The 18370-nt window shown below is 61.6% G+C and carries 11 protein-coding genes, 1 tRNA gene and 1 pseudogene; 5 read left to right on the top strand and 8 right to left on the bottom strand.

Features of this window, described 5'->3' with window-relative positions; genetic code table 11:
- The first annotated feature begins 57 nt into the window (after window positions 1-57).
- Both ACQB61_RS04365 and ACQB61_RS04360 read left to right on the top strand, forming a co-directional pair.
- On the top strand, window positions 58-1320 hold the full coding sequence (locus ACQB61_RS04365; protein WP_430511646.1) for a beta-1,3-glucanase family protein: 1263 nt from the start codon (window positions 58-60) through the stop codon (window positions 1318-1320).
- 355 nt (window positions 1321-1675) lie between these two features.
- On the top strand, window positions 1676-3928 hold the full coding sequence (locus ACQB61_RS04360) for a mechanosensitive ion channel family protein (RefSeq protein ID WP_430511645.1): 2253 nt from the start codon (window positions 1676-1678) through the stop codon (window positions 3926-3928).
- A 79-nt stretch (window positions 3929-4007) separates the two neighbouring features.
- Here ACQB61_RS04360 and ettA read toward each other — a convergent pair whose 3' ends face one another.
- Together ettA and ACQB61_RS04350 are read right to left on the bottom strand one after the other, a co-directional pair.
- A complete protein-coding gene (gene ettA / locus ACQB61_RS04355) occupies window positions 4008-5657 on the bottom strand; it encodes an energy-dependent translational throttle protein EttA (protein ID WP_430511644.1) in 1650 nt (549 codons plus the stop codon).
- A 692-nt stretch (window positions 5658-6349) separates the two neighbouring features.
- On the bottom strand, window positions 6350-7120 hold the full coding sequence (locus tag ACQB61_RS04350) for a hypothetical protein (RefSeq protein WP_430511643.1): 771 nt from the start codon (window positions 7118-7120) through the stop codon (window positions 6350-6352).
- A gap of 519 nt (window positions 7121-7639) precedes the next feature.
- On the opposite strand from ACQB61_RS04350, the gene ACQB61_RS04345 reads away from it, so the two are divergent.
- Window positions 7640-9799 carry an ankyrin repeat domain-containing protein gene (locus ACQB61_RS04345; RefSeq protein ID WP_430511642.1) on the top strand — a complete coding sequence of 720 codons (2160 nt, stop codon included), beginning with the start codon at window positions 7640-7642 and terminating at the stop codon, window positions 9797-9799.
- Between the two features lie 27 nt (window positions 9800-9826).
- Here the strand turns inward: ACQB61_RS04345 and ACQB61_RS04340 are convergent, their stop codons facing one another.
- A complete protein-coding gene (locus tag ACQB61_RS04340; protein ID WP_430511641.1) occupies window positions 9827-11140 on the bottom strand; it encodes an NAD(P)/FAD-dependent oxidoreductase in 1314 nt (437 codons plus the stop codon).
- A gap of 3 nt (window positions 11141-11143) precedes the next feature.
- On the bottom strand, window positions 11144-12367 hold the full coding sequence (locus ACQB61_RS04335) for an NAD(P)/FAD-dependent oxidoreductase (RefSeq protein ID WP_430511640.1): 1224 nt from the start codon (window positions 12365-12367) through the stop codon (window positions 11144-11146).
- Between the two features lie 570 nt (window positions 12368-12937).
- On the opposite strand from ACQB61_RS04335, the pseudogene ACQB61_RS04330 reads away from it, so the two are divergent.
- Window positions 12938-14610: pseudogene (locus ACQB61_RS04330) on the top strand (BCCT family transporter).
- A 165-nt stretch (window positions 14611-14775) separates the two neighbouring features.
- Here the strand turns inward: ACQB61_RS04330 and ACQB61_RS04325 are convergent.
- Window positions 14776-14851, bottom strand: a tRNA-Ile gene (locus ACQB61_RS04325).
- A 402-nt stretch (window positions 14852-15253) separates the two neighbouring features.
- On the opposite strand from ACQB61_RS04325, the gene ACQB61_RS04320 reads away from it, so the two are divergent.
- Window positions 15254-15850 carry an SIMPL domain-containing protein gene (locus ACQB61_RS04320; RefSeq protein ID WP_430511639.1) on the top strand — a complete coding sequence of 199 codons (597 nt, stop codon included), beginning with the start codon at window positions 15254-15256 and terminating at the stop codon, window positions 15848-15850.
- A gap of 102 nt (window positions 15851-15952) precedes the next feature.
- Here the strand turns inward: ACQB61_RS04320 and ACQB61_RS04315 are convergent, their stop codons facing one another.
- The 3 genes from ACQB61_RS04315 to ACQB61_RS04305 all read right to left on the bottom strand — a co-directional run bounded on the left by ACQB61_RS04315 (window position 15953) and on the right by ACQB61_RS04305 (window position 18278).
- Window positions 15953-16540 carry a GNAT family N-acetyltransferase gene (locus ACQB61_RS04315; RefSeq protein WP_430511638.1) on the bottom strand — a complete coding sequence of 196 codons (588 nt, stop codon included), beginning with the start codon at window positions 16538-16540 and terminating at the stop codon, window positions 15953-15955.
- Window positions 16541-16697: 157 nt separating this feature from the next.
- On the bottom strand, window positions 16698-17798 hold the full coding sequence (locus ACQB61_RS04310) for an NAD(P)/FAD-dependent oxidoreductase (RefSeq protein WP_430511637.1): 1101 nt from the start codon (window positions 17796-17798) through the stop codon (window positions 16698-16700).
- 63 nt (window positions 17799-17861) lie between these two features.
- Complete coding sequence (locus ACQB61_RS04305) at window positions 17862-18278, bottom strand: ketosteroid isomerase-related protein (protein WP_430511636.1); 417 nt, start codon at window positions 18276-18278, stop codon at window positions 17862-17864.
- Window positions 18279-18370: the final 92 nt, after the last annotated feature.

Below are 18370 nucleotides of genomic sequence, written 5' to 3'. Positions count from 1 at the left end.
ATTCATGGCTGCCCTGCGTCCTGCCGGAGGAGGAATGGCCACTCCAAGGAGATCTGAATGAGCACCAGCAGCGTCACCCTGAACCTCGTCAACCTGCGCGGTGCGCCAGCAGCAGCAGACGAGGACGTCTACATCCTCCTGACCGGCACGGGCGTGACCGGCCTCAGCGGCATTACGCTTGGCACGGTTACGCCGCTATCGCAGATCACCAACGCCACAATCAGCTTCACCACCATCAACTCCGGCAGGCTCTATGCGGGGCTGGGGCAATTTCCCAATCCGCCCACGCCAACCGGCGGCATCTATTATGGCTGGATCGAGTTCAGCTGCCTCACGGCGGGAGACAATCTCTGGATCAACATGTCGAATGTGGATCTGCTCGGCCTGCCGCTCAGCATCGCGGGCACGGAGGCCGGGGGCAGCAGTTTCTCTCTTGGCTACAAGAGTCCGATGACTCCCACGCTCATAAACACCATGCAGAATTCGGTTTTGACCAAAGCAGGCCAGGCCGCGATAGTCACAACCGTCTCCGGCCAGCAAATGGTGATCGGGCCGACCGTCATGCCTTCGGCCTATCCAGACCTGAACTCTTACGTCAACAGCCTCATCCAGGCCAGCGCCCCCGTTACGATTGTCTCCGACACCCCGCCAGGAGGCTCTCCCGAGACCTTTACCGGCACCTTCCAGGCCGCCGATCCGAAGACGGGCGTGATCCTCTCGCTGAAGGGTGACCAGGGCGACACATTCGAGCTGACGGCCATCAATCTCAGCAGTTCGATCATCTACCGCTGTGATGGCGGAACCATCATCTTCAATGGCCGCGTTGTGCCGCAGAACCGCACGGCAACGAACGATCCGTCTGGCCAGCCGGCCTCACAGATCATCAGCAATTCTGTGTTCCGCAACGTGATGATCGGCTTCAACGAAGGATATCTGACCACTGCCGGGCCGAATAATTCCAGCCAGTTTCCAGGCCAGACGCCATTTGCCGGAGGCAATGGCAACCTCTATGCGCAGGCCATCCACAATGGCACCAACTCCTATGGTTTTCCCTATGCGGACAGCAATCTGAAAGTGCTCATTCAGGCAGACCCCACCCAGCCGGTGACCCTCTCCCTTCTTGCCGACAGCATGGCCTATGGCTATTCCGAAAACCCGGGGGTGGCAGCAACCAGCCCTCCTCCGGCACCTATCAATTCGGCATCGGTGCAGGCAGCGGCGCACTGGGGCCGATCAGGATCGGCAACTGGGTCTACGAAGCCTCACCCAACACAGATGGGAGCCCGGGCGGAGCCTTTGGCGGCTTCCTGCCAGACCTGACAGACTGGACGCAGATGCAATTCACCGGGGCAGGCCCTGGCGCTTATATCTGGGTGAAGAACGGACAGATCTCCGCCGGAAGCTGCCTCAACGCAACGGGCAGCTGGAACGAAGGGCAGACCGTCTACAGCTGGCCGGCCAATCTGCAATGGGTGCCGGGAGCCAAAGCCCCCGCCAAACCCGCAAGCTAGGCCAGCGTGGCCGCAGCAAACAAGCTGCTGCGGCCATCTGCTGCGCCACAGACAGCAGATGTAAACCCTCCTTGCGCTAGGATCGGCAGCAGCATGGGCCTGACCGGGGATGGGGACGCGCAATGACCGCTTGGACAAATGCCTTGAGGACGTACAGTGCAGTCATGAAGACGGCCGTCGGCCTGCTTCAGGGCCTGCTGTTTGCTCTGGCCATAGCGGCCTGCACGGCCGCACAAGCCAGTGCCCAGACGCAGCCTGCGCCGTCCGCACAAGACACAGGCCTCATGTCCATGGACATGAACGAGACGATGAACGAGAGCTTCCGGCTGCGTGGGGCCATCCGCGAGCTTGTGGCAGCAGCTCCGGACTTGCCACGCGCCATTGAAGCGGCACTGCGCGGCGAGCAGCCGGATGGATCTTTGGCATGGCTCGGAAATGCCCTTGCCGTTCTGGCGTTGGCCATCACCGCAGGCATCGCGGTTCAGCTGCTCTTCCGTCACTGGGCCAAGGCCGTCTATCTCGCCCGTTTTGCTCCCGAGCCGGAGACCCGCGCAGGCCGGATCGCCTTTCTGCTGGGGCGTGGCCTTGTCATGTCGCTGGAGGTTGCCGTCTTTCTGGTTACGGCCTGGCTGACAGCGGTTCTTCTGCATGAAGACATGGCCGCCGCCCGCGCTACTGTGCAGAGTGGCCTCCTCGCCTATACGGCCTGGCGCGTGATCCGGCTGGTTCTGTTCAACATTCTTGCCCCCGACAGCGCGGCCTACCGCATGCTGGCACTTGATGATGCATCTGCGGCAAGCCTCTACAATGCGCTGCGGGCAGGCCTTGGCTTGTCGATCCTGATCATCTCCCTGTCGATCTGGCTGGCCAAGCTAGGCCTTGATGAGCAAAGCCACAAGCTGGCGCTGATCATCTCGGCGGCGGCTTCGACACTCATTCTGTCTGCGATCGCCATCATCTGGCACAAGAGCGTGGCGGCTGCGATCGAAGGCGCCCGCCCGGCAGGTGGGGATGGCCACATCTCTCCCGCCCTGCATTTTGTGGCCCGCGTCTGGCACATGGCGGCCGTCATCTATTTTCTCTTCGCCTTCGGTGCTTCCAGCATCCGCATCCTGCTTGACCAGCCTTTTTCCTCGGGCCTTGTCGGCGCCCCTGTCATCGCGCTCGTGACAGCATTGATGCTGCACGGGCTGCTGCTGCTTCTCATCGAGCGGCTGCTGCCGCGTCTCGACACACGCCGGGCAAGAGCAAACCTCATGCAGGATCTAGCCCGCGCCGAGATGGCAGCAGGCGAGGCACCGGATGCAGCTTCCAATGCCTCTCAGGCAGAAGCAGAGGCCTTGGAAGCAGAGGCTGGCCGTGCCCCGTACCGCGACCTCTTCGACCATGGCGCGGGCATTCTCACGCTCGTCTTCTCCGCATGGATGCTGCTGCGCACCTGGGGGATCTCGATCACGGACGACTCGTCCATTCTAGGCAACCTGATCGAAATCTCGATTGTTACCTTCCTTGGATACATGGCCTATCAATCCGTCGAGATCGCGGTCGCCCAGACCATCCGGCGCGACATGCAGCGGCTTGACCCGGCGGGCCATGAAGCGGCAGAAACCGAAATCGGCGGCAGCGGTGACAGCCGCCTCTCCACGCTGCTGCCGATCTTCCGCAACTTCCTGCTGATCACCATCGTGGTCATTTCCGGCATGCTGATCCTGTCGCAGATCGGCATCGACATTGCCCCGCTATTCGCCGGTGCCGGTGTCGTCGGCCTTGCCATCGGCTTCGGCGCGCAGACCCTGATCCGGGACATATTCTCCGGCGCCTTCTATCTGATCGACGACGCCTTCCGCAAAGGCGAGTACATCGACATCGGCAGCGCCAAGGGCACAGTGGAAAAGATCTCGATCCGCTCCATGCAGCTGCGCCACCACCGGGGCGCGCTGACCACCGTGCCCTTCGGCGAGATCAAGCACGTGCAGAACTTCTCGCGTGACTGGGCGATCATGAAGCTCGCCTTCCGCGTCACCTATGACACGGACACCGAGAAGATGCGCAAGATCATCAAGAAGTTTGGTCAGGAGCTGCTGAATGATCCTTACTACGGACCGATGTTTCTTGATCCACTGAAGTCCCAGGGCATTCTCTCTATGGAAGACTCGGCCATGATCGCCCGCGTCAAGTTCACCTCCCGCCCCGGCAAGCAGTTCGAGCTGCGCAAGGTGATCTATGCCGGGCTGCAGGACCTGTTCGAGAAAAACGGCATCCGCTTCGCCCACCGGGAAGTCACCGTGCGCGTTGCCGATGCTGACGGCCACCTCCTGCCCGCCCCCACACCTGCGCAGATCGCAGGAGCCGCAGCAGGGGCACATGTTGGGATCGTGGAAGCGGAGGCTGGCGGTCCAGCCCAGGATCCACAGTAGCAGCCCCCAAACAAAAATCCCCGGACCATCGGCCCGGGGATTTTCTTTTCGCAAAACAGCAGCTTGAGCCGCAGCGATATCAGCGCGTCAGCGGCTTGTACTTGATGCGGCTCGGGTCGGCGGCGTGGGCGCCGAGGCGGCGGACCTTGTCCTTCTCGTAGTCCTCGAAGTTGCCCTCGAACCATTCCACATGGCTGTCGCCCTCGAAGGCGAGCATGTGGGTGGCGAGGCGGTCGAGGAACATGCGGTCGTGCGAGATGACCACAGCGCAACCGGCGTAGTTTTCCAGCGCGTCTTCGAGGGCGGCCAGCGTCTCGGTGTCGAGGTCGTTGGTCGGCTCGTCAAGCAGCAGAACGTTGGCGCCCTGCTTCAGCACCTTGGCAAGGTGCACGCGGTTGCGCTGACCACCGGAGAGGTCGCCCACCTTGGCCTGCTGAGCCGGGCCCTTGAAGTTGAAGGACGAGCAGTAGGCGCGGGAGTTGATCTCCTTGCCATCGAGATAAATGATCTCGTTGCCGTCGGAGATTTCTTCCCAGACCGTCTTGTTCGGGTCCAGCTTGTCGCGTGACTGGTCAACGTAACCCAGATGCACGGTATCACCGATGATGACTTCACCGCTGTCCGGCTTTTCCTGACCGGTGAGCATCTTGAACAGGGTGGTCTTGCCCGCGCCGTTCGGCCCGATGATGCCAACGATGCCGCCGCGTGGCAGCTTGAACGACAGGTCCTCGATGAGCAGGCGGTCGCCGAAGCCCTTGGAGACGTTCTTCACCTCGATGACGTTGGCGCCGAGACGCTCGCCCACCGGGATGAGGATCTGCTCGATGGTGGGCATGCGGGTTTCCTGTGCCGCCACCAGATCCTCATAAGCGCGGATACGCGCCTTGGACTTGGTCTGGCGGCCCTTCGGCGACATGCCCATCCACTCGCGTTCACGGGCAATGGCCTTGGAGCGGGCCATGTTCTCGCGGCCTTCCTGCTCCATACGCTTGGTCTTCTTCTCCAGATAGGCGGAGTAGTTGCCCTCGTAGGGAATGCCCTGGCCGCGGTCCAGCTCCAGAATCCAGCCGGTGACGTTGTCGAGGAAGTAGCGGTCGTGGGTGATGATCAGCACGGAGCCCTTGAACTCGCGCAGGTGGCGCTCCAGCCAGTGAACGGTTTCAGCGTCCAGATGGTTGGTCGGTTCGTCGAGCAGCAGCAGGTCCGGCTCGCTCAAGAGCAGCTTGCACAGTGCCACGCGGCGGCGCTCACCACCCGAGAGGTTGTCCACCGGGCTGTCGGAGGGCGGGCAGCGCAGGGCTTCCATTGCCATCTCGACCTTGCTCTCAAGGTTCCACAGGTCTTCCGCGTCGATGATGTCCTGCAGCTTCGAGCCTTCCTCGGCAGTCTCGTCCGAGTAGTTCATCATCAGCTCGTTGTAACGGTCGACGATCGCCTGCTTGTGGGCGACACCTTCGAGCACGTTTTCCAGAACGGTCTTGCCCTCGTCGAGCTTCGGCTCCTGCGGCAGGTAACCGACCTTGGCCCCTTCAGCGGCCCAGGCTTCACCGGTGTATTCCTTGTCGAGACCAGCCATGATCTTGAGCAGGGTCGACTTACCGGCACCGTTGGGGCCGAGAATACCGATCTTGGCATCCGGGTAGAACGACAGGTGAATGTTGTCGAGAACCTTCTTGCCGTTATAGGCCTTGCTGAGGCCATGCATGTGATAGATGAACTGGCGCGCCATGGGGCCTCGCATCTCCGTTTTGGAATTGTGCCGGGAATCTGATCGACATTGGATCGAAACTGGCCGCCCTTTTACGCCATGCAGCGGGCCGGGGCAATGGCTGGCGGCAAACCCGATGAGGCACGCAGTCCCTGCCTCCGCGAAACGGCAGCCGTGTTGCGAAACATATTCGCAAGGCCTTGCGGCATCCTCAGCCGTCACCCCGGCCTGCGCGCCGGGGTCCACTCGTTCGCAGAGAAGCGCGATTGCGGGAGGCGGTCAGACCACAGGACCTGTGCAAGCCTTCACGCCGGGGCCTGCCCTCACCGCTCTGCAAGCGAGTAGACCCCGGATCTCCGCTTCGCTTCGTCCGGGGTGACGCGGAGGGGATGGCGGGGATGGCGGGGATGGAGTGCCATCCACCAGCACCGCGCCGTCCCGGCCTCCGTGCCGGGACCTGTCAGGAACGCAAGACCTTGCGGCATCCCCAGCCGTCACCCCGGCCTGCGCGCCGGGGTCCACTCGTTTGCAGAGAAGCGCGATTGCGGGAGGCGGCGAGGCAGCATGACCTGCGCAAGCCTCCACGCCGGGGCCTGCCCTCACCGCTCTGCAAGCGAGTAGACCCCGGATCTCCGCTCCGCTTCGTCCGGGGCGACGCGGAGGGGTGGATATGCCCCCTAACAAAAATGAACATGAGAAACACAATCAAGAAACTAGCCAACAGCACTAAGCCTTTTATGCAGTTTATTAATAGCGTCTTCTATAATCTTCGCCTCACGACCACGCCGATCCAAAGATGAATAATTAAATTTAGTATGAACAAGACCCCAATAATCATCAAAATTCGGATCTCGATACAAAGCTTCCTCAACCTCAAATCTAGCAAAATTAAACAATAGATCTAACCGATGAAAGTAATCCAAGATCATTATCAGCACATCAGATGATGACATTGAACCATCACCACCCAAATAATTATTCACTCTCGCTTCGAATATTTGCGACCATTCAATCACTTTCCTCAAAGCACCAAATGTATTAGCATCAAAATAGGAGGACTCTTCAATTATAACATCTATCGAACCTCTTGGTGGTTCCGGCCTCGAAGTATGATCCTCGCTCATCAAAAATTTAAAGACGCATGTCAAATATTCATGAACATCAGAAATTGCATGTAAAATCCTTGAACGACCCGAGATTTGCCTTCTCATTAGCGCCATAGTAAATTGGCTTCTCTGGTCTTTTATCTGAAACCAAAGGAGAACTGCACCTACTCCGGCTGCAACAGTTGCAAAGATGCCCGCAAGCAACGTCTGCCAAGTGTAAAGGAAGCAGGACACCTCGCTCCCCTCACAGGCCTCCGGCACCTTGATCACATCCGGCCCGAACCACATGCCGAACATCGCACCAAGTGCCAGACCAGAGAGCACTCCGATCAGCGCCGACCCGGCATGCCAGCCCGCCCCAAAACCACTATCCTTCATGCCTGCCCCCATAAATCCACAACCAAGGATATCCGGATTCCGGGCAGTGTTTGAAGCGGGGATGATGCCGGTTTGCGCTGCGCCGGCAACCAGCCCACAGGAAGCAGGCCGGGCATGGTGCTTTGGGTTCCTTTTCCTCGTGGCGCACGGGTTACAACAGAGGCACAGAGGAGGATCAGGCCCCTCCTTTTGCCGCAGTGCCCCTCTCCCCCTTGAGGGGGAGATGTCTGCGTCAGCAGACAGAGGGGGGTAGCAGCGCCTCGACACAGCAGGACCGCTCGCATGAACAGACAGGCCGTCACCCCCTCTGCCCCCTCCCGGGGGCATCTCCCCCTCAAGGGGGAGAGAAGTTGGAGCCTCACTGGAAGTCCGTTGTAAACACGGTACTCCCCCGGAACCAGACCCCGCCACATTCTGTTCATCTTCCTGATTGAAACAGGCGCTTGCGTGGGCTTGCGCGGCGGGGATGGCTGCGCTGGAGGATGATGAGGCATGCGAAGGGACAGGCCGGAGGTGGTCTTGCGCGCACTCACGTGTTCAGACGCTGGCGGATTGGAGACTGGCGGGGCCGCGATGCCCGGCTTTCAGCTCACCCGCCGCGGGCTGTTGCAGGGCTGTGCGGCGCTGCTTCTGGCGGGGCCTGTTGCGGCCTGCAGGAAGGACGGCGCCATGACGCAGGAACTCTGGCAGCAATGGCAGGCGGACTGGCAGCGGATGCAGGAGATTGTCCTGCGGCGCGGCTGGGATGTGACCACCCTGAAGATTGCACCACCGGCCACTGAAGCAAGCCTCCGGGCCATCGAGACGCGGAACGGCCTGATCTTCCCGCCGCAGCTGAGGGAAATCCTGACGCGCTATTCCTCCGCCGTCACCTTCGGCTGGTATATCCCGCCGCATTTGCAGCCGCAGGAAAGGCAGAACCTTCCCAACATGAGCGCCAACCGCGATGCGCTGTGGGATGTGCAGCAGATCGAGGAACTGTCGATCCCGAATTTCCTTGGCTGGAAGCGGGATCTGGCGCATGTGGATCAGTCGGAAGCACCGAACACGCCGCAGATGTGGGAAAACCAGTTTCCGCTCTATAACCTCGTCAATGGCGACATGGTGACCATCGACATGTTGCAGCCTGACGGCCCGCAGCCGGTGCGCTATTTCAGCCATGAGCTGGAGATGCTGCACGGGCTGGCGCTGGCTCCGGACCTGATCACCTTCATCACGCACATGTCGAAGCTTGGCTTTGCCGGGACTGAGTGGGCCTCGTGGATGGCCTTCGGCCAGTATGACGAGGCAGCCCGCACCTACTATCTCACGGCAGACAGCCCCGGCGGCAAGGCCTGGCTGGAGTGGCTGGAGAAAGACCCCGCCGAGGTAGGCGCGGACATGCCGCCGCCGGCCATTGTGGAGGAAACACCGGCCGAGCGCGCCCTACTGGATTCAGCAAGGGAACAGAACATTGCCGGTGTGACGAGAGCGCTTTCCAATGGCGCAAGGCCCGATGTGGTGCCAAACAGTGACTGGCTGAGAGACACATTGAACTGGGGCGATGAATTTGCCACCGCGCTGAACTATGCCGTCATGGCCGGGAACACCGCGCTGGCGGATGTGCTGCTTGCGGCGGGGGCAACGCTGAACACGCGGCGGCTGGTGATGGGTGATGCGGTCAGCCGCTCGTCCCTGCCGGTTGTGGAGTGGCTGATCGCCAAGGGCGCCCGCGTCAACGGCTGGAAGGATGACCGCTACTGGCCGCTGCATCAGCTGATCGTCAACCGCTCGCGGATGACGGCAGCCTCCCCACAGGAGCTGGAGGCCTCGCTGCGCGAGGAATATGCCCCGCATGCCCGCAACCCGGATCTGCCGCCGGAGCCGCGCAAGATCGATGCTTTCGAGGACAACCTCATCAAGGAGCAAGTGAAGCTCTGGCTCGACCGGCCAACCTATCTGAACATGGTCGAGGCCCTGCTGAAAGCGGGCGCGGACCCCGATGCGCGCTGGGACAATGACATCACCATGCTGATGCAGGCAGATGCGGATGCTGCGGAACTGCTGCTGAAGGCAGGCGCAGACGTGGATGCGCGCAACATTCACGGCGGCACGGCGCTGCACTGGGCAAGAAGTCCGGAAAAGATCCGCCTGCTCGCCGCCCATGGCGCGGATGTGAACGCGCTGCAAACACCCCGGGATGCGGCAGAAACCGGCTCAACACCGCTGCAATCGGCGCTGATCCTGTCGCGTCTGGGCTCCATCGAGCGCGTACAATCGCTGCTGGTGGTAGGGGCGGACCCGAAAAAGCGGGACAGCCGGGGCCAAAGCAGCCTGTGCTACTGCACCACCATCGACACCTTCAAGCTGATGGCCGGATACGGGCTGGATCCCAAGGAGCGGCTGCCCGATGGCGGCACACTGCTGCACAATCTGTTCCGGATGACCAGCGTGCGGGCAAGCTGGAAGGAGGAAGTCGCGTTCCTCGATTATCTCCTCAGCCTCGGCCTGCCCATCAATGCGGCGGACAACGCCGGGCAAACGATGCTGCATGTGGCAGCCGAGAGCGCCACATCACCGAAAGACATCGCCTTGCTGCTGGACCGGGGCGCGAACAAGACCATCCGCGACAAAGAGGGCAACCGGCCTGTTGATCTCGTCGCCCCGTCGCTGGAAGACATCCGCAAGCTGCTGAGCTGATCCCCCGCCCTCAGCTCCAGCGGTCCTTCAGCCCGTACCACCAATAAGCGACCTGCAGGTAATGGCGGCGCAGGGCGGGCAGCGGAAAACGGCGCAGGGGCGTGTGGACCGGCAGCGGCAGCTGCCAGGGGAGCGGGCCTCCAGCGCCAGTTCCGCCGCCAGCGCCCCGGCATAGGAGCCCATGGCAACGCCATTGCCGTGATAGGCAAGCGCGGCGAAGACGCCGGGCCAGAGCGGAATGGGGCCGATGTAGGGGTTCAAATCCAGCGCCAGGCACACCCGGCCAGACCAGTGGTGCGTTGCCTCCACATGGGCAAGCGCCGGGAACAGGCGGTCGAAGCCCTCACGAATGGCCAGGCGCAGCCGCGCCTCTTCCATCGCTGTGCCGAAGATGCCGCCGCGCATGCCGAACAGCATCCGCCCGTCCGGCAGCAGACGGAAGTAATGCAGCAGCGTGCGGGCGTCCGATGCCATGACAGGATTGGTCCAGCCCTGCGCCTGCTTTTCCTCATCCGTCAGCGGCCGGGTGACCATGACATTGGACAGCACCGGCAGCAGCCGCCCCTGCAGCCAGTACATGAGGCTTTCATCCGTATAGCCGTTACTGGCAAGGATCACGCGGCGGGCATGGACGGTGCCCTTCGGCGTATCCAGCCGCCAGCGGCCCAGTTCCGGGCGGATGGATGTCACCGGCGAGCGGGCAAAGATGGGCTGCCCCGCCTCCCGCAAGGCTCTTGCAAGGCCTTGCACATATTTCAGCGGATGAAGGCCGAAGCCATGGGGATAGAACAGCCCGCCGCAGGTGCCGGCCGCCTTCAGCCCCATGGCCTCCAGCGCGGCAGTATCCAGCAATTGGGTGCCGAGGCCGAAGCGGGCGTTGACGAAGGCGCTTTCCTCTTCCAGCCCTTTCAGGGCGGAGCGCTTGTGCGCCAGAACCACCTCACCACTGCCGGAGCGGTCCGCGTGGATGGAATGTGCGTCGAGAAGTGCCGCCACATGGTCGATGGCCTCACGCTGCATCTGCGAAAAGCGCTCGGCCTCCCTTGCGCCATAGCGTTGCACCATGTCTTCGGGAGAGAGCTTGGAGCCGCCCAGGCAGCAGAAGCCGCCATTGCGGCCAGAGGCGCCAAAGCCCACGTGGTGACGCTCCAGCACCACGGTGGACGCGCCCAGCGCCTGTGCCCGCAAGGCAGCATTGAGACCGGTAAAGCCAGCGCCGATAACGGCCACATCCACCGCCAGCGCCTCTTCAAGCTCCGGGTCTACATGGGCATACGGTGAGGCACCGGCAGCGCTGTCTTCCCAGTAACTGCCGATTGGTCCGCCGCCGTCTGCCTGCATGGGTCAGAACCCCAGCCGGTCACGCAGGGAAAACCAGGTCATCGCCAGCACCAGCAGCGGGAAGCGCAAGCGCGAGCCGCCGGGGAAGGACGGCACCTTGATCCGCTCGAACACCTCGAAGCGCCCGGTCTGTCCGTTGACGGCCTCGCCAATCAGACGTCCTGCGAGACAGCCCATCGCCACCCCATGGCCGGAATAGCCCGAGGCGGTGATCACATTGGGCGCAAGCCTTGCGAAGAAGGGCATGCGCTTGGGCGTGATGGCCAGCGTTCCACCCCAGCCATAGTCAATGCCAATGTCCGCCAGTTGCGGGAACACCTTGCTCATCGGCTTGCGCACAAAGGCGGCAATGTCGGAGGGAAAGCGGTAGCCGTAGTTTTCGCCGCCGCCAAACAGCAGCCTGTGATCGGCGCTCATGCGGAAATAATTGATGACGAACTTGCTGTCAGCCACCGCGACACCGTCACGGATCAGCGATTGCGCCCGTTCTGGCCCCAGCGGCTCCGTAGCGATGATGTAATTGTTGATCGGCATAACGCGGGCCGAAACCTTCGGCTCCAGCTGGCCAAGATAGCCGTTGCAGGCCAGCACCATGTGGCTGGCCGTCACCTCTCCGGCCTCTGTCTTCACGACCACGCGGGAGGGCCCTGCCGTATAGGAGGTCACCTTGGTGCGCTCGAAAATGCGCGCGCCGGCAGCCTCCGCCGCGGCGCCAATGCCCAGCGCAAAGTTCAGCGGGTGCAGGTGCCCTGCCCCACGGTCGAGGATTCCACCATGATAGAGCGGGCTCGCCAGCCTCTGGCGCACTGCATCGCGCCCCAGCACCTCGTTGCCCTCATAGCCATAGACCTGCTCCAGATGCCGGGCATAGTCCGCATGGTCCCTGGCTATGTCAGGGCGGTGATCCACATAGAGGATGCCGGGCCGGTAGTCGCAGTCAATGGCATGATCGCGGATCAGATCCTGCACCACGGCCTTGGATTCTTCGGCCAGATCCCACAGCAGCCGGGCGCCGGACTTGCCGACCATGTCCTCCAGCGTGATCTGATCGAGCCGCTGGCCCGAGCCCACCTGCCCGCCATTGCGCCCCGAAGCGCCCCAGCCGATGCGGTTCGCCTCCAGCACCACAACGGAGTGGCCGGACTGTGCAAGTGAAAGCGCCGCCGAGAGGCCGGTGAAACCCGCCCCAATCACCACCACATCCGCCTGAAGGGAGCCTTCCAGCACCGGGTGATCACTGCGCCGGTTCGCGGTGGCGGTATACCAGGACGAGGGTGATGCCCCGGGCGGTCGTTGGCGGTCAAAAGATCAAGCTGCTGCAAACTGAAGACCCCGGCTGGCACATCCGCACCCCTCCTGCCCTCGAAGGTGCAACGCAACCGTAAGACAGGCCGACGCCCTTGTGAAGCTTGCAGAGAGGCCCGGGGGCAGAAAACATTGAGCAGGCCTCTACCTGCAGAACCGCTGCGTAGTGCTGCCGAAGCCGCTCCGAGCTCAAGCCTGAGCGGGAACCTAACGGAACCTCGCGCATTCTCTCCAGTAGCTGTCTGCTACAAGCGCTCCCCGAACTCTGTTTGCTTTCGCAACCGGCGTGTCCTGTTCCCGCATGAGCACAGGGCGGGCTTTAAAGACTGACAATGTGCGGCTGGTCGCTGCAGAGCTTGATCCCGACGTATTTGTCGTAGACGCACCTATGACAAGTCTGGTCATATGATGTAAAGTTAAACACTGAAACATCTCCTGAACCCCGGAGGAAGATAGGGCACATGTCATAACGCCCAAACCTGAAGGAAGACGATGACAGAAGAAACAGAAAAGCCAGCCAACGAAATCGAGATCGACACCCAAACCGAAAGTGAGCCTATCCCTGAGCCAGAGGGAAAGACCGAGATCATTGAAACAGACTATGAAATTGGTCAGGACAATATCGCGAGTTCTTGGAAACTGGAATTCGACATCCATCAGGTGGTTTTCACCGTTTCCGCTCTCGGCATTGTGGCGTTCACATTCCTCACTTTGGCTTATCAGAGCGAGCTGGAGCCCATATTCGTCGGTGTTCGTAACTGGCTGACCGGCTCCCTGGACTGGTTCTTCCTTCTTGCAGGCAACATTTTTGTCCTGCTTTGCCTGTTCCTGATCGTATCGCCGCTGGGCAAAGTACGCCTCGGCGGCCCCGAGGCCACCCCTCCTACAGCTATATCGGCTGGTTCTCGATGCTGTTTGCCGCAGGCATGGGCATCGGCCTGATGTTCTACGGCGTGTCAGAACCCATCAGCCACTTTGAAGCTGCGTTGGGTGGCATCACAGTTGACGCAAACGGCTTGCGGACAGACTGGGCCCCTCTTCAGGGCGCTCAAGGCAATGAGGCCGAAGCTGCCCGTCTTGGCATGGCGGCCACAATCTTCCACTGGGGCCTGCACCCCTGGGCCATTTATGCCGTTGTCGCGCTGTCCCTGTCGCTATTTGCCTATAACAAGGGACTGCCGCTGACCCTGCGCTCCTGTTTCTATCCGATCTTCGGCGAAAGGGTGTGGGGCTGGCCGGGACACGTCATCGACATTCTCGCCATCTTTGCCACGATCTTCGGCCTTGCAACCTCGCTGGGCATCGGCGCGCAGCAGTCTGCAGCCGGTCTGAACTTCCTGTTTGGCATTCCCACTGACGATCCCACCCTTGTAACCCTGATCATCATCATCACGGCCATTGCGCTTTTCTCGGTGATTGCCGGTCTTGATGCAGGTGTCAAAAGGCTTTCCGAGATCAACATGGCGCTCGCTGCCATCCTTCTGATCTTCATCATTGCCTTTGGTCCCACAGCCCAGATCATATCGGACTTCTTCCTGAACCTGGTGTCCTATGGTGAATATCTGCCGGCACTGGCGATGCCATTCGCCCGCGAAGATCACAACTTCGCCTCTGGCTGGACCGCGTTCTACTGGGCCTGGTGGATCAGCTGGTCTCCCTTTGTCGGCATGTTCATCGCCCGGGTCAGCCGTGGCCGCACAGTGCGTGAGTTCCTGATCGCGGTGCTCATCGTGCCGACCATTCTGTCGGTCCTGTGGATGACGGCGCTGGGTGGCACTGCAATCAGCCAGATCGTGCATGAAGGGTTCACCGGCGCCAAGGATGCGGCACTGGAACTGAAACTGTTCGAGATGCTGACGCAGCTGCCCTTTACCGGACTGACCTCGCTTGTGGGGATCATTCTGGTGGTGGTGTTCTTCGTCACCTCGTCGGATTCAGGCAGTCTGGTGATCGACACCATCGCCGCAGGCGGCAAGGTGAATGCCCCCACGCCGCAGCGCGTCTTCTGGGCCAGCTTCGAAGGCTTTCTCGCCATCGCCCTCCTGCTTGGAGGCGGTCTGGCGGCCTTGCAGGCGATGGCAGTCTCTACTGGCCTGCCATTCACCATCGTGCTTCTGGGCGCCTGCTACTCGATTGTACGCGGCCTGATGAACGAGCCGCGGTAACGGCCTGACAAACAGCCGGAGCGGTCTCACCGCCGCTCCGGTACGCTGGCAGCCAATTGAATCCGCAGTTGAGCGGAACATGGCCGAAGCACCAAAGGCGCGCATAAACGCCGATCCGGCCAGCACAGGCACCCCAAGACCAAACGTCGATTTTCGTTGAAAAAATGGTGGGCCCGGAGGGACTCGAACCCCCAACCAATCCGTTATGAGCGGACGGCTCTAACCATTGAGCTACAGGCCCTTGCCCGTCGTGCGGGCAGGTGTGTGGTATACCAGCGCAGGCCGAGGCTGCAAGTGTCTTGAGAGCGGAATATGCGCATGTTTCCGCCGGAAATACCCGGCCGCAATGTTCCGGCAAGTGGACAGACGTGCAACGGCATGCCTTGTGCCTGCCGCATTTGCGGGCAAGTGTCAGCTTGCCTTTTGGTTCTCAAGGGATTTTTTCATCCATGACCTTGCATTCACGCCCTCACCGTCCCGCTCTTTCCCGACCACTTGCCTTCTCCCGTGCAGCAGCGCTGGCACTCGTTCTGCCGCTGGGCCTTGCCGCTTTTGCAGCTCCCTCGCTCCGGCCTTCGCACAGGAGGCAGCTGCCAAGAACGAGCGCTTCATCACGATCCAGGGCTTTGGCTCGATCAGCGCCGTGCCGGACAAGGCCACCCTTTCGGGCGGTGTGACCACCGATGCAGAGACTGCTGCCGATGCACTGGCCAGCAACTCCGCTGCGCTGAATGCCGTACTCGCGGCATTGAAGGATGCGGGCGTTGAAGCCAAGGACATCCAGACCAGCAACTTCTCGGTCCAGCCGCGCTATGGCGACTATTCCAAGTCTGCTCCCTCTGGCCTGCCGAAGATCGAGGGCTATCAGGTGTCCAACACGGTCAGCGTGCGGGTGAATGATCTGGAACGCCTCGGGCCGCTGCTCGACACCATGGTCACCTCCGGCGCCAACACCATCAATGGCATCAGCTTCGAAGTCACCGGCTCCAATGAAAAGCGCGATGCGGCGCGTGAAGCTGCCGTTGCGGATGCCCGCCGCAAGGCAGAGCTCTTTGCAAAGGCTTCGGGCGTGAAGCTGGGGCGCGTGATGTCCATGTCCGAGAGCGGCGATGGCGGCCCTCAGCCGAGGTACCGCATGGCTGCCATGGCGATGGAAGCAGCCGCCGCTCCGGCGCCAGTGATGGCGGGCGAGGAAACGCTCTATGCGAGCGTCACCATCGTTTACGAACTGGTCGACTGAATGAATGCGGGGCTCCGGTCACCCCGGAGCCCCATTTCTGCTTGAACAGAACCTTGCCATCCTGACAGCTCTGGGGGCGCTCTCAAACAGAGAGCCGCCTTGTCAAAGATAACGCAGCCACACCTGCATCGGCTTTTCGGTCTCTTCCGTATCGCCCATGTCCTTCCAGGGGAAATAGACCGTGGCGCCTTCCAGTGGCTTGTAGCCCCGCTTGGTCCAGAAGCCATCGAGCGGGCGGTAGTCTGCCGGACGGGCTGGGTGATCTGCCGGGCGCACCACGGTACAGAAGCTTGCCTTGGCAAAGCCGAGCTTGCGGGCATGAGCCTCGCGCTCGTCAAAAAAGCGGTGGCCGATGCCCTGCCCCCGGTATTCCGGCAGCAGAACGGATTCGGCCATGTAGAAGATTTCCTTGAGATTCAGGCCCCGGTCCTCGAAAGGCTGACGGAACTGGATCACTTCCTGCGCCAGTGGTTCGCCAGTGGCAGCCCCGACGATACGCTCCCCGTCAAACGCGGCAACGATGACCGCGCCCGGAGTGCCAGCATAACGGCTGATGTAACTGCGCTCATAGTCCATAGACCCATCGTAGAGATAGGGCCAATCGCGGAACACTTCGATGCGAAGCCGCGCCAGATCGTCCAATGCGTCCTGAAGTTCTCCTCCAGTCAGGCTCTTCACGGTGACCGGCATTTTCTCTCCCATATGATTTATGTCTGTTCTTATGGTCACACGATGCGGGCGCGGACGGCAAAATCAAGCCCCCGCCCACGTGAAATCTGCCTTGCAGAGCTGCCATGCGGCCGGTGCAGGGCTTTCCTCACCTGGAGCCCGATACGGACAGGCAGCATCAATCGCGTGCTTCCAGCCAGATGCGCGCCCCATCCACGTCCCCCGAAATCAGCCCTTCGGCGATTTTCTGCCCGACAACGGCCCCGAACTTGTAGCCATGTCCGGAGCAGGCGGAGACGATGACCGAGCGCCCATCCTCCCGGGCGAAGAAGTGATTGTCCGCCGTGAAGGTGTAGGCGCAGGTCACCACATCCGTGACCTGATATTCGCTGATGCGTCCAAAGGGCGGAGCAAAGTGATTGCGCAGCCGCTCGCCCTCGCCCGGCACGATCCCCCGGTTCTGATCCGCATCCGGGTTCTTCACTTTGTGGATGCCGGCCCCAAACTTCAGACCCGTGCCCGGTACCGGCGGCAGCACATAGCCATCCACCTTGCCACCAACATCGAGAATGACGGGCGCAGCTTCCCAGGCAGCCTTCAGGTCTGCGGGCGGTTCCAGATAGACGACCGCCGTGCGGTAGGGAGCTAGATCAACCGCAAGCTCCGGAGCCAGCTTCAGCACCCAGGCACCCGCGCTGATCACCACCCGGTCAGCGGTCAGGTCTTCGCCGCTTTCCAGCGTGACCCGGCCAGCAGCCCGGTCGACCGCCACCACCTTCGTATATTCCAGCAGCCTTGCGCCCTTCGCCAGCAGAAAGGCGCGCATGTCAGCGGCAATCTTCTGGCACAGCAGCACGCCGCCTTCCGGATGCACGGCCACGAAACGCAGCCCCTCGGGCGAGAGGAACGGATAGAGGGCGCTTGCCTCTTGCGGGCTCATCTGGTCAAGGCTGTAACCGGCCTCAACCATGCCGCGCCAGTAGTCCTCGCCCTCGTCACCCTCTTCCTGCGAGATGACCATGAAGCCGGTGTCGACGAGGTGGCGGGCGCCAAAATCGTCCCACATCTCGTCCCATGCGGCATAGGCGTCGCTGATACGGCGCTGATAGCCGCCTTGCCCGCCATAAGCGCGGCGGATGATGCGGTGCTGGTCACCGGAGGCGGAGAGCGGATTGGGGATCGGCCCCTGCTCGATCAGCGTCACCTCCACCCCGCGCTTGACCAGCGCCCAGGCCGTGGAAAGACCGGTGATGCCGGCGCCAACGATAATGACATGCATGGTACCGCTCTCCTGCGGGCCCATGCCCGCACGTCTGTGTGTGGGATGAGGCTCTGGCGCGGATCAGGCTCCGACCTGGGCGATCCAGTCTTCCAGATTGTAATAGGTGGTAATGCGGGCGATCTTGCCGTTCTTCACGTCGAAGAAAGTGCCGGCCGGCAGGCGGTAGGTCTGGCCGGCAGCTTCCGGCAAGCCCTCATCGGTGCTGAGATATGTGCCGTTGACGATGAACTCTGCCGCAGCACGCGTGCCGTCCTCGCTGGCGAAGATAACGATGTCCGTCAGGTCTTCCCTGTAGCAGCGGGTCATGTGGGCATTGAACTCGGCAAAGAGCTTCTTGCCCGTGCGGCGGGAGCCCTGGTTGACGTCATGGGCCACATCCTCGCTCACCATATCCAGCATGGCGCCCGTGTCCCCCTTGTTGAAAGCGGCATAGTAGGCGCTGATCAGGGCTTCGGTCTGAATGCGGGCTGATGTCATGACAAAACTCATAGGGACAGGATTCGACTGATCCATCTGAGCGCATCGTCAGGCGTTGCGCAAGATGGGGACAAACGCAAACGCCGCAGCGT

The organism is Pannonibacter phragmitetus (assembly GCF_050510895.1).
Classification (GTDB): Bacteria; Pseudomonadota; Alphaproteobacteria; order Rhizobiales; family Stappiaceae; genus Pannonibacter; species Pannonibacter phragmitetus_B.
This window is presented reverse-complemented; position numbering and strand designations above follow the sequence as displayed.